This window comes from uncultured Campylobacter sp. (genome assembly GCF_937921625.1).
Taxonomy (GTDB): Bacteria; Campylobacterota; Campylobacteria; order Campylobacterales; family Campylobacteraceae; genus Campylobacter_B.
In genome coordinates this window covers 77,776-89,691 of record NZ_CAKZTI010000028.1, presented here as the reverse complement: position 1 = coordinate 89,691, position 11,916 = coordinate 77,776, and the positions used below count along the sequence as shown (strand labels likewise).

Here is an 11,916-nt window from a genome sequence, read left to right as displayed (position 1 = left end):
TCTAGAAAATTTACCTCAAGGAGTTAAAGATGAAATATGCACTAGGTGTCGCGCTTGCGACGTTGATTTCAACAGGATGCGGCGCAGATGAGATACAGCTCGTGAAAGACTACACTTTGCCTGATTTCAAGTCGATGAGTATTGGCACGGCGATCGAGGGCTCGAAACTCTGCAAAAATATTACTTGGAGCAAAGAGGAAAACGGTGGATTAAAGACGGTTAAGATGGTTTGCGACGTGGATATGGAGAAAGTAAAGGTTGATGTAGATGCCTTTAACAAAAAATATAAAGAGGCTATGCTAAACACGTCTTTAAGAGGTGCCGTGCTTTTCTATAAAGATAAATCTGATGATAAACAACAGCGTTTACTTAAATTGGCAAATGAACATTGCAAAATAAATGAGACGAAATTTCAAGAGGAGCTCAAAGACAGAGGCAAAATAGATTACTCATTTCAAAAAAAGCCAGTTGATTGCGACGATAAATTAAAAGATGAAATACTAAAGGATGGTGAACCAAAAACTTCTGCGATTTATATGAGTAATATTATTGATTCATTAGAAGACGTCGCTTATTATTCGCAGCTAACGCCTAGCCAAATAAGGCTACAGCTTGGAAGGGCAGCAGAGCTGCCGCCACAGGCTGAGATCGAATTAAATTTTATCGTGAATGCTGATAAGAGCGTAAGTTTATCGGATAAATTTATAGTGACTAAAGATATAATTGATGATGTTATTAAGATAAGATCGGCATTTAATAATAGAAAAACGGCGGAAGACGCCCTTGCAACTTTCTACGAAAGACAATAAAATTTTATCTGAATTTTTAAAAGACGTTTCGGCTCGGAAGCGTTTCCGCAAAAGACGATAGCATTATTTTGCGGCTCAATTTGACGAAATTTTAAATTTGAGCCGCCTTGCGTCAAAATTTCATTATTTCATTCAAATTTGACGCGGGCTTTTAAATTTAAAAAGCGCGACGGAAGCAGTTTCGCCCGCCGCGCCGTGAAATTTTACGCCGAATACAAGCTTATTTATCGTGTCCTTGCAGATACGCAATCGCGCTAAGTGCGGCAACCGCACCGTCACCCGCCGCGCAAACGACCTGTTTAGGCGCATCCTGTCTCATATCGCCCGCCGCAAATAGCCCGTGCACGCTTGTTTGCATCTTTAAATTTACCGCGACCTGCCCGCCCGGCGTGATGTCGCAAATGAACTTACCATCATCGCCCTTTAGCACCTCGTTTCGCACGTCAAGCCCCACGAATACGAAGATCCCAGGTAGCTGCAGCTCACGCGCGGCGCCGCTGGTTTTATCCTTCACGACGACGCCCGTTACGCCGCTTGCATCGCCCTTGATCTGCTCTACGAGCGCATTTGTGATGAGCTCGATATTCTCACTTTCGCGCACCTTTTGCACGGTCGAAGGCGCGGCGCGAAACTCATCCCTGCGGTGGATCAGATAGACTTTAGAGCAAATTTTAGCCAGATACAGCGCCTCCTCTAGCGCCGTATCGCCGCCGCCGAGGACGGCAACCTCTTTTCCCTTGTAAAAAAACCCGTCGCAGGTCGCGCAGGTACTGACGCCGCGACCAAAAAACTCATCCTCGCCCTCAATCCCCGCGCGGCGCGGAGTAGAGCCCGTAGCTACGATAACGGCACGCGCGCGTCGTGTTTGATCGCCCTCGAGATAGATCGTAAAATTTCCATCGCCGTCTTTTAAAACGCGCAGCACGCGCACCATCTCATGCTTTAAGCCAAAGCGGAAGCACTGCTCCTGCCAAGGCGCCATAAAGCTCATCCCGTCGGTCACCGCAGCGACGCCCGGGTAGTTTTCCATCTCGGAGCTTGAGGTGATCTGCCCGCCGGGCATCCCCATCTCAAACATCACGACGTCCTTTAAACCGCCTCTTGTAGCATAAAGCCCCGCCGCTAACCCCGCAGGGCCGCCGCCGATAATTGCTAAATCTAACATTTTTTCTCCTTAATTATTTTATTAAGTAAAGCCGCGGGCGTTAAATTTACGAATTTAATTAATAAAACGATGAGTGAGAGAAGAAAGGGCGAAAGCCGCCCTTTTAAAATTTACAGAAGCGAGTTTAGTTTGTCGGCTATGATCTGTTTGGATTGCGCGCCGATGAGTTGGGCTTTTAGCTCGCCGTCTTTGAAAAATAGTATCGTTGGGATCGAGCGCACGCCGAACTGCACCGCAAGATCCTGCGCTTCGTCGGTATTTACTTTGCAAATTTTAGCCTTGCCCTCGTAATCGTTCGCAAGCTCCTCGATGATCGGGGCGATCATACGGCATGGCCCGCACCAAGGTGCCCAAAAATCGACTAATGCGACACCCTCTTTAATAACGTCGAAATTCTCCGAAGTAAGCTCTATATACTTTCCCATAATGTTCTCCTTGTGTTAAAATTCCGCGAATTATAGTTTATTATCTTAAATAAATAATAAAAATTCTAATTTAAAAAGATATGTTGGCGATAAATTTTATCTGCTTTGGATAAACTTCCACGACGTCGATCTGCCACGGCTCGTCCGTATCGCAGCTCATCAGATAAAATTCCGCCGTCTTTAAAATTTTAGCCATCTTGGCGTCGGTCACGCGCTCTGCGGCGGCGTAATCGCCGCTCGTGGCCTTCACCTCGACGAAGTGCAAAATTCCGCCCTTGCGCGCGATTATGTCGATCTCGCCGAAGCGGCAGCGAAAATTTCGCTTTAAAATTTCAAACCCTTCGCCGCGTAAAAATTCTGCCGCACGATCCTCGCAGGCAAAGCCGAAAATGTATTCTTTTAAGCTCAACTTAGCTTTCGATCCTGATCATAAAAGGCTTTTGCGTAATAAAATTTTCGCCGCCGATCACGCTTATAGCGCGCTTTATGTCCTTCTCGCAGCACGTATGCGTCGTGAAAAACAGCGTCACTTCCTCATCCGTTTTGAGCTTAGGCTTTTGCAAAAAGCTGTCGATCGAAAGATCGTTTAAACTCATAATGTTCGTAAGCTTCGCAAGCACGCCCTTCTCGTCGCGCACGCGCAGCCTGAAATAATACTTCGTGCGGATCTGCTCGCTAGGCAGAATTTGCATAAAATTTTCGCTCGGCAAAATTTTATATCCGAGCATCGGGTTTTTGTTATCGCGCGCAATGTCGATGAGATCGCTTATAACCGCGCTTGCCGTAGCGCTGCCGCCCGCGCCCGGTCCGTAATACATACTCTCGCCGACGCAGTCTCCGTAGATGCTCACGCCGTTCATTACGCCATCGACTTTTGAGAGCATTTGATCCTTTGAAATGAGCGCTGGATGGACGCGCAGCTCGACTTTGTTATCGCTCGCGCGCTTAGCTACCGCAAGCAGCTTGATTATGAAATCAAATTCGCGCGCAAAATATATATCCTCCTGTGTGATCTCCTCGATCCCCTCGATTAGGATATCTTCAGGATCTCCGTGTACACCGTATGCGATGCTAGCTAAGATCAAGAGCTTATGCGCCGCGTCAAATCCGCCGATGTCGAAGCTAGGATCGGCTTCGGCGTATCCGAGCTCTTGAGCTTGCTTTAGCGCGTCTTCAAATTTCTCATTTTTTTGCATCATATTTGTAAGGATGAAGTTGCTCGTGCCGTTTACGATGCCGATGATCTTTTCGATACGATTGGCGCTTAGCCCTTCGCGCAGGGTTTTTATGATCGGAATTCCGCCCGCTACGCTCGCTTCAAAGCCAAAAGGCGTATCGCCCGCAAGCGTCTGAAGCTTGTAGCGATGATAAGCCAAAAGCGCCTTATTTGCGGTAACGACCGCCTTTTTACGCTTTAAAATTTCACTTACAATCTCATAGGGCTTTTCTACCCCACCCATAAGCTCTACAAAAACGTCGATGTCGTCGCGCTCGATGATACTCCCAGCGTCGCTGCTAAGCGGAATTTGCACATCGCGCTTTTTACTCGTGTCGCGCACTAGCCCGATTACTGGCTCTATGCTAACGCCCGCGCGCGCAAGGATGATATCTTTGTTTTTTATCAAAATATTTGCAACTTCGCTACCTACGGTACCGACGCCTAAAATCGCTACTTTCATCAGATCTCTTTCAAATATTTTTTTATATTTCTAGCGGCCTGGCGGGTTCTATTTTCGTTTTCGATAAAAGCGATTCGCACGTAATCGTCTCCCGCCGCGCCAAAGCCGACGCCCGGGCTTACGGCGACGCACGCCTTGGTAAGAAGCTGCTTGGAAAACTCCATGCTTCTTAGATGAGCCGCCGCGGGCGGTAATTTCGCCCACGCAAACATCGACGCGCTAGGTTTAGCGATCTGCCAGCCCGCGTCCGCAAAAGCGTCGATCAAAAAATTCCTACGCTTCTGATAGGTCGCGCGGATATCCTCTACGCACTCTTGCGGCCCGTCCAGCGCGATCGTGGCGGCTACTTGTATCGGCGTAAACATACCGTAATCAAACCAAGATTTGATCTTTTTAAGCGCGGCGACGAGCTTTTTATTACCGCTAACAAAACCCACGCGCCAGCCCGCCATATTGTAGCTTTTAGAGAGCGTGTACGCCTCAACTGCGACGTCCTTCGCACCCTGAACCTCAAAAATGGACGGCGTTTTGTAATCGTCAAAAGCGATCTCTGCGTAAGCGATATCGCTGATGATATAAAACCGTTCCTGCCGTGCCATCGCCACGAGCCGCTCGTAGAAGCTCTTTTGCACGACGACGGTGGTAGGGTTATGCGGGAAATTTACGACGACGTATTTTGGGCGCGGAATGCTCTCGTCGAAGGTTTTTTGCAGATCGATGAAAAATTTATTCTCATTAAAATTTAAATTCTCATCATAGGCAAGCGGGATTTTAACGACATTACCGCCCGCGATGATGAAGGCTTGAGTGTGGATCGGATATGCAGGATCGGGCACCACCGCGACATCACCCGGATTTACGATCGCGCTAGTTAGATGCACGAAGCCCTCCTTAGAGCCCATCACGGCGACGATCTCGCTTTCCGGATCCAAGATCACGCCGTATTTGCGCTTATACCAATTCGCGCACGCAAGTCGCAGCTTGTAGATGCCCTGGCTTACGGAGTAACCGTGCGTCTTGTCCTTTTGCGCGCTTTCGCAAAGCTTGTCGATTATATGCTGCGGCGTCCTGCCGTCGGGATTGCCCATCGAAAAATCGATTATATCCTCGCCGGCTCTGCGTGCAGCCATTTTTATGGCGTTAACCTCGGCAAAAACGTAATTTGGCAAACGCTCGATCTTTGAAAAACGGATTTCGTCAAACATCTCAAACCTCTTATCTTAAAGTAATTTTCAAGCTTTATTTAAAATTTTACATCTTAAGCGCCGCGATCTGCTCGTGCCGCACGGAGGCAAAATTTCAAGCCTTAGCGTCGATGCGGCGGCGCTTTTTATATTGCTCGGGCAATTTAAACTTTTACCTCGCTAAAATTTTAAAACCGCCGAGGCATTGATCGTTTAAATTTAGCGCGTTGACACTTTGCGGCGCTGTTTAAATTTACGTCCGATCAAAACAATAACGATCAAAGTTGCCGTTTTTACGCTGCGTCCTCGAACGATGCTCTTTAAATTTACCGCGCTACCTCAAGCGGCCGCAACGCTTGAAATTTTATCCGCACCGTTAATTTTACCTACGCCGCTTAAAATTTTATCCAAGGTGGCGCGGTTCAAACCTTTAAATTTACGCTCGCGGGTTTAAATTTAAACTGCGCACCATAGCGAGCTGAAATTTTACCCTCTGTCCTCTGCGGCAAAATTCTACGAGCAAAAAACCTCGCACGAGAGCGGATCTTTTACCACTTCTTGCCCTTGTTTAGGCGCAGAAACTCGTCGGTTGAAATTTTAGTGACGTTGCCGTCTTTGACGCGGAGCTTTTGAGTATTTTTTTCGTTGAAGCTCACATTGCCGTCCGCCTTGCCGACCTCAAACATTCCGTGCCCGGTGGCGATGAGCAGATCCTCGTCTCCTTGCGAAGCGACGACATAAGGGGCATTGATGACCATCTCGCGCTTCTTGCCGCTTTTTAGATCGATGACGCCTATCCACATTTTGCCTCGCGGATTAAGCACGATATCCTTGCTGGGCGCAGGTGCGCTTTGCGTGGCGTTTTCGTCGGTGGAATTTTCCTCCGTTTTGGCACTCGCGCGCTCGATTCTTATGGAGCGGTCCAGCGCATTTAGAGAGCTTAAATTTTCATCCGCCGCCAAAGCCGCATTTACATCCGTTTTGATGGCGAATTTATCCTCCGTAACATTATGCGAAACGACGTCGATACCGATGTTTTCAAGCTTTTTTTGAGTGTTATTTACGATTGGAGCGTCCGAGTAGGTGGTTTTGTTTTGTTCCCATAAAAGCGAGCCCAAAAATTCGCCGAAGCTTTTATAAAGTCCGAAATAAAAGATTGCGCCTATGATTAATACCATTGCAAGCAGCCATAAAAGCCAGCCGCTGCTGCTTTTGTTAGGGCTAACCCTTTGACCATAGACCTGCTCGACTTTGGCCTTTTTAACGGGCGCAAAGCTCGCTTTGGCGCTCTCAAACTCGCTAAGCCAGTCCGATAGATCCAGCCCGAACTCGCGCTCTAAAATTTTAATGTAGCCCTTCACGTTAAAATTTGCAAGTTTTTCGAAGTCTTTGTTGATGATATATTCTAAATTTTGCGCGTCGATGCGCGTAGTACGCGCTATCTCGATCAGATCCATAGATTTTAATTTATCCAGATCGCTGCTTTTTGGCTGCTGTGTTTGCTCCGGCTTCTCGGTTTGTTCCGCCTGCTCGTCCGTATTATTTAACTTCTCTTTTATTTCTTCCATTTAAAATTCCATCGCATAATATCGCAAATGCCGCGCTTACGTTAAGCGAATCCCAGCCTTCGCGCATCTTTATAGATACCGCGCGGTCGCATTTTTTAAGCGCCCTAGCAGGTATCCCCTCTTCTTCGTTCCCCATTACGAGCGCGTTTTTCGCGCCGAGCTTTAACTCCTTAAAGTTCGTCCCGCCCGCACTCGCGGCGTAAATTTCAAAGCCGCTTTGTTTAAGCTCATTTAGCACGCTAAGCCCGTCTGCGACCTTAACGACGTTTAGCTCATACGCCGCGCCCGAGCTTGCGCGCACTACGCCCGCCATATTTAGATTATTTGCGACGACGATCACGCTGTCCGTGCCCAAAGCATAGGCGCTGCGCATTATCGCGCCGATGTTCCCGACGTCGGTAAGCCCATAAAGGATCGGCACGAATTTATCGTCTTTGACGCTAGCAAGATCGCCGAAGCTAAACTCCTCCACCTCGGCCAAGAAGCCTTGATGGTTGCCTCCGCGAGCGAGGGCTTGAGCTTTTTTCGCATCGGCGCGCTCGATCTTTACGCCGGTCGCGGCGATCTTTTTAAAAATTTCTTTCTCGCACTCCTTAGCAAGGATGATGCGGATAAATTTCTGCGGATGCCGGTTTAAAAGGTGCAAAAACAGCTGCTTGCCGTAAATAATCATTTTGGGATTTTAGCGAAAAACGGTTAAAATATGACTTAGCGTATCAAATTTTTATATATTTCTTTGGCAGGTTCGCCGCTAATTTTTGAGAGTAGTTTTGCTTTTATTTTCGGCGCGATCTCAAGCGACAGAATATCTTCTTGCGTGATTTTTTCAAAGCTCTTTTCGCCTGCGCCGTCAATCACGACGCACCATTCGCCGTTTAAATTTGCGCTTTTTAGCTCTAGCAGGACCTCTGCTGCGCTACCGAAAAATTTTGTTTCAAATTTTTTCGTAGCTTCCTTAATCGCAAAAATTTTGCGCTGCGCGTCGATCCCTGCGATCTGCTCTATTAGCTTTACCACGCGCTTCGGGGATTCATATAGCACGCATGGATAGGGGCTCTGCATCAAATTTAGGATCTGAGGTTTTCGCTGTGCGCCGTCATTATTCAAAAAGCCTAAAAAGCTAAATTCTTTCTCCACTAGCCCGCTTGCGGCGGCTGCGAGCAGCAGAGCGTTTGCGCCGCTAAGCACTTCGTAAGGCACGCCGTTTCGTTGCGCAAATTTTACGAGCGCAATTCCCGGATCGCTGATGCAGGGCATGCCGGCGTCGCTTACGTATGCGCAAGCTTTTTCGCGCAAAAGCGCCACATCAAAACTCGCGAAAAACTCCGCTTCGTTGTGCGTGTGCAGAGAGTAAAACTGTGAAATTTTAAATGAAATTTGAAATTTATCGGATAATAAGTTTAGAAGTTTTTTTGAAACCCTCGTATCCTCGCAGATTAGGATTTCGCAGCTTTGCAATACCTCAAGCGCGCGGCTCGAGATATCGCTTAGATTTCCTATCGGCGTAGGAATGAGATATAGCAACTATTTCATTCCATATTTTTGCTTAAATTTCTCGACGCGGCCCGCGCTATCTACGATCTTCTCGCTGCCGGTGAAAAACGGATGGCAATTGGAGCAGATATCGACGCGGATCTCAGGCTTGTTCGAGCGCGTTTTAAAAGTGTTGCCGCAAGCGCAGGTAACGGTCGTTTCGACAAAGTTTGGGTGAATATCTTTTTTCATTTTTAATCCTTTTTGATGATTTTAAAAGGCAACGATTATACAACTTTTTTATCTAAAAAGCAAATTTAAAGGGTTTTTAAAAACTCTCGGCAAAGCGTGGATTTTCTTTTTGAATATGCTTTTTTGGACGCGAAATTTTAAAATTTAGCCTGCTTTGCGGGTAAAATTTTGATTTACTGCGGCGTGCAAAATACAGCGCGCGAATATACGCCGCGGCAAATACGCGTCGTGCGTTAAGCCGTCTATAAACATAGCGGATCGCGCAGAGCAAATTTTAAATTCCAAAATTTAAAGCGCACGGCTTTTAAATTTTAAAATTTACTGAGCGCTTAAAAGATCAACTTCGCGCAAGTTGCGATCAGCGCGGTGTTTGAGCGCAAAATATATGGACTATTAAGCGCATAGGCGTTTTTAAATTTCTCCCTTTCGCGCGGCGAAAACCCGCCCTCCGGGCCGATGAAGGCGATCTCATCGCCGCCGAAAATGTCGATGTTCTTGCCGCCAAAATCGATCAGGCTTACGTTTTCATACCTTTGCGCGAGCTCGTCCGAGCCGCCCAAAACCTCGATCTGCATGATGGAATTTCGCCCGCATTGCTGCGACGAGTTGATCAAAATCCGCTTCATCCTCTGCGGATCGAGCCGCACGTTTTTCTGCGACAGATCGGCATAGACCAAAACAAGCCGCCCGACGCCCATCTCGTTTAGCGCAGGCAGGCTCTTTTCGATCACGGCGCTCTCGACGACCGCCCAAGCGACGCAAAAATCGTGGCTCGGCGTAAAAACGGAGCTTTTAAAAACCAAATTCAGAGCCGTGCCTTTGCGCGAAATTTCGGCGATCTCATATAGATAACTCGCCCCGTCCTCAAGATTGCGCACGTCTATGCGCTCACCAGCCCTTGCTCGCCTGGCCTTTAGGTGCAAAAACTGATCATTCTGCAAAACTAGGCTCTGTTCGCCTGCAAGCTTATCGTAAAAATATACCATCAAATAACACTCGCTATCAAAATTATCGCTAAGTTTAGCCCCAAAATCAGCCGCATTTTACGCTGATACGGCGCAAAGTTTTGACTTAGATACGCTATTTTCAGCCGTTTGTACGATACCGCGCTAAGCGCGATCATCGCTAGCGATCCGACCGCCATAAAGTAAATTTTAAAGCTCATATCAAAGCGCAGCACCGGCAGCATCACGCTTCCGCTAATTATCAGCGCCGCGAGAGTCGCATAATATATCGGCAAAAACAGCCTGATGCGCCTAAGAAATCTAAGCCCAGATCTGCTCTTTTGCTTTAAATTTTCAGCTTGCGGCGCGGAGACGGCGGAATTTAAAGCCTCGCTGCGAGGGCAAAATTCCGCCACCGCGTCGATCTTAAGCTGGGTAAAAATCAGATAAATTATCGTTAAAATCGCCGCAGCTAGCGCGAAAAATTTATGAAAACCCAGGGCGCTTTGATACAGATAATCCATCACTTCCGCCAGGGAGTTAAATTCGCGAAATAAAATTTTGCGCGGCTAGAGCCGAAACGACCGAATTTCAACGCAAATTTTTTCGGCGCGAGATCAAACAGACCTGTTCCGCGCCTTTGAAATTTTAAAAACTCTTCAAAGCGACCGCGGCTATTTATTGCGCCAAAATTTACCGCGTGCGCGTTCAACCCCGATTTCGCGCCGTATCTCTCGCGCCAAGAATAAAATTTTGCGGATAGAGCTTTATAAAATTTAAAATTTCTTTGCGCAGATCGCACGGGTAAAAATGACGCTAAAATCGCGCTTACGCGCCGCATACGAATAACGCAAATTTTAAAAATTTTCAAATTTAGGCGCAGATTTTTCAACGCTCCACCTTATTCCGTCACCGGAAGCGGCGGCATATCGGCGTTTATATCGACTTTGGGCTCGCTAGGCGCGATAGGTACGTCCTTCGGCACCTCGCTATCCACCGGCGGCTTTTGCAAGGCGTCCTTTTTCTCATCGTCGCAACCGCCCAAAGCAAGCGCGCAGACAAAGATCGCGCACGCGGCAAAAACGCGCACAAAACCCGCGCCAAATTTAAAGAAATTTCTCATCAGCAGTCCTTTGGATAGATGATTTTTTCACCGCGTAGAAGCTTTTGCCAAAGCTCGGGCTGCCTCCACTCCTCGCGCACGGCGGACGAGAATTCTATCTCATCCAGCGCGATCTCGCCCATCTGCGCGTTATAGGCATCCTCGCGGAAGCACTGCGCGTAGCCGGTGGCCGTTTCGTGCACGATGACGCTGTGAAGCTTTACTTCGCGCTCGCCGTTTTGCATCTGAGTTAGGCTCAAAAGTCGGTCGATTAGAACGAAAAAAATTCTACAAAACTGCTCTGCGCTCGGATTTAGCGGTATCTGTACCCAGCGCGCGCTGTGTTTTTTAAGATCCGCGATATAGCTCGCATCATCGCGCGCATAGATCGTCGTAGCGTGGTCGAAACTATCGATAAGCTCGCGAATACCGAGCTTCATATAGCCGAAGTCATAAACCATCCCCGCCTCATCCAAAAAATTTGAGCTAAGTAAAATTTCGCATCTGTAGGAGTGGCCGTGGATGCTCGTGCGGCACCGCTTCGAACCGCACAGGCGCACGATGTGAGCGTTTTCGAATTCGTATAATTTCCTAATTATCATACCCCATCCTTCTCGCCCCAAATTCTAATGTGCAGGCGATCGGAGTAATTATAGCCGTTTTTTAGGCAAAAATCCACGCAAAATTGCGCGCCACTTTCCAGCTCGCGACGATCTGCGCCGCGCGGCATACAATAAACCTCGCCGCCGCACACCGCTAAAATTTCTCTAATCTCGGGCTGCGCGTCAAACTCGGGCGAGATGACGAACTTGTAAAAACTATCTTTTGCGTTTTGCCTTAAGCTTCGCAGCGCGGCGAAGTTTAACCTGCGTTCGCGCGGCTCGGCGGAGTTTGAAAGCTTAGGCGAGACCGCAAAGACGCAGTTTTTGTAGACGGGGAATTTTTCAAAATCCACTAAAATCGTGCCGTTGGTCTCAAAATGCACCGCGTGTCCGCACGCGAGCAGCTCGCAGACGAACTCGTAAAATAGCGCCTCTTTATGATGTAACATCGGCTCGCCGCCGGTGATAACGACGATCGGCTTTTGATAAAGCTCAGCGCTCTGCGACGTGGCAGCGCTTTGCGGATCTAAATTTAAAGAATTCTGCGCTGCGAAATTTAAAGAATTTTCGCTCGTTAAATTTAAAGATTTTTCTGCGTTACCGTTTGGACGGGGAGGCGTTTGTGCGGCGACGGAATTTAACGTATTGCTTTCAGAAAAAGACTCGGCGGCGCAAAAACCCGGCGCAGAGCATGCGGGTGCGAAACAGGACAA

Annotated in this window: 15 protein-coding genes; 1 reads left to right on the top strand and 14 read right to left on the bottom strand. The window is 47.9% G+C overall.

What is annotated here, in order from left to right; translation table 11 throughout:
- The first annotated feature begins 29 nt into the window (after nucleotides 1-29).
- Nucleotides 30-809 (top strand): hypothetical protein, encoded by a 780-nt coding sequence (locus Q0101_RS04670; RefSeq protein WP_297924651.1) that lies wholly within the window; start codon nucleotides 30-32, stop codon nucleotides 807-809.
- A 220-nt stretch (nucleotides 810-1,029) separates the two neighbouring features.
- Here Q0101_RS04670 and trxB read toward each other — a convergent pair whose 3' ends face one another.
- The 14 genes from trxB to Q0101_RS04600 all read right to left on the bottom strand — a co-directional run bounded on the left by trxB (nucleotide 1,030) and on the right by Q0101_RS04600 (nucleotide 11,916).
- Nucleotides 1,030-1,974 carry a thioredoxin-disulfide reductase gene (gene trxB / locus Q0101_RS04665; protein WP_297924649.1) on the bottom strand — a complete coding sequence of 315 codons (945 nt, stop codon included), beginning with the start codon at nucleotides 1,972-1,974 and terminating at the stop codon, nucleotides 1,030-1,032.
- A gap of 110 nt (nucleotides 1,975-2,084) precedes the next feature.
- Entirely contained in the window at nucleotides 2,085-2,399 is a 315-nt protein-coding gene (trxA, locus tag Q0101_RS04660; RefSeq protein WP_297881795.1) for a thioredoxin, read from the bottom strand.
- Between the two features lie 70 nt (nucleotides 2,400-2,469).
- Nucleotides 2,470-2,808, bottom strand: a complete 339-nt coding sequence (locus tag Q0101_RS04655; RefSeq protein ID WP_297942804.1) for a YraN family protein — start codon at nucleotides 2,806-2,808, stop codon at nucleotides 2,470-2,472.
- Nucleotide 2,809: 1 nt separating this feature from the next.
- Nucleotides 2,810-4,078 (bottom strand): homoserine dehydrogenase, encoded by a 1,269-nt coding sequence (locus Q0101_RS04650; protein ID WP_297942803.1) that lies wholly within the window; start codon nucleotides 4,076-4,078, stop codon nucleotides 2,810-2,812.
- Complete coding sequence (locus tag Q0101_RS04645) at nucleotides 4,078-5,283, bottom strand: LL-diaminopimelate aminotransferase (protein WP_297942801.1); 1,206 nt, start codon at nucleotides 5,281-5,283, stop codon at nucleotides 4,078-4,080. Before Q0101_RS04645 ends, Q0101_RS04650 begins: the two co-directional genes overlap by 1 nt.
- Before the next feature lie 527 nt (nucleotides 5,284-5,810).
- Nucleotides 5,811-6,830: a hypothetical protein gene (locus Q0101_RS04640; RefSeq protein WP_297942799.1), complete on the bottom strand. Its 1,020-nt coding sequence runs from the start codon at nucleotides 6,828-6,830 to the stop codon at nucleotides 5,811-5,813.
- A complete protein-coding gene (rlmB, locus tag Q0101_RS04635; RefSeq protein ID WP_297942797.1) occupies nucleotides 6,802-7,503 on the bottom strand; it encodes a 23S rRNA (guanosine(2251)-2'-O)-methyltransferase RlmB in 702 nt (233 codons plus the stop codon). The genes Q0101_RS04640 and rlmB overlap by 29 nt, the downstream gene beginning before the upstream one ends.
- Before the next feature lie 35 nt (nucleotides 7,504-7,538).
- Nucleotides 7,539-8,354 (bottom strand): 16S rRNA (cytidine(1402)-2'-O)-methyltransferase, encoded by an 816-nt coding sequence (gene rsmI, locus Q0101_RS04630; RefSeq protein WP_297942795.1) that lies wholly within the window; start codon nucleotides 8,352-8,354, stop codon nucleotides 7,539-7,541.
- Nucleotides 8,355-8,555 carry a 50S ribosomal protein L31 gene (gene rpmE / locus Q0101_RS04625; protein ID WP_177387662.1) on the bottom strand — a complete coding sequence of 67 codons (201 nt, stop codon included), beginning with the start codon at nucleotides 8,553-8,555 and terminating at the stop codon, nucleotides 8,355-8,357. It abuts the gene before it with no gap.
- Nucleotides 8,556-8,884: 329 nt separating this feature from the next.
- Nucleotides 8,885-9,541: a 16S rRNA (uracil(1498)-N(3))-methyltransferase gene (locus Q0101_RS04620; protein WP_297942810.1), complete on the bottom strand. Its 657-nt coding sequence runs from the start codon at nucleotides 9,539-9,541 to the stop codon at nucleotides 8,885-8,887.
- The gene (locus Q0101_RS04615) at nucleotides 9,541-10,023 is read right to left on the bottom strand and encodes a hypothetical protein (RefSeq protein WP_297942793.1); all 483 of its coding nucleotides are present in this window, start codon (nucleotides 10,021-10,023) and stop codon (nucleotides 9,541-9,543) included. The genes Q0101_RS04620 and Q0101_RS04615 overlap by 1 nt, the downstream gene beginning before the upstream one ends.
- Nucleotides 10,024-10,400: 377 nt before the next feature.
- Nucleotides 10,401-10,622 (bottom strand): hypothetical protein, encoded by a 222-nt coding sequence (locus Q0101_RS04610; RefSeq protein ID WP_297942791.1) that lies wholly within the window; start codon nucleotides 10,620-10,622, stop codon nucleotides 10,401-10,403.
- Complete coding sequence (locus Q0101_RS04605; RefSeq protein WP_297942789.1) at nucleotides 10,622-11,203, bottom strand: 6-carboxytetrahydropterin synthase; 582 nt, start codon at nucleotides 11,201-11,203, stop codon at nucleotides 10,622-10,624. Before Q0101_RS04605 ends, Q0101_RS04610 begins: the two co-directional genes overlap by 1 nt.
- Nucleotides 11,200-11,916 carry a 4Fe-4S cluster-binding domain-containing protein gene (locus tag Q0101_RS04600; protein WP_297942808.1) on the bottom strand — a complete coding sequence of 239 codons (717 nt, stop codon included), beginning with the start codon at nucleotides 11,914-11,916 and terminating at the stop codon, nucleotides 11,200-11,202. The genes Q0101_RS04605 and Q0101_RS04600 overlap by 4 nt, the downstream gene beginning before the upstream one ends.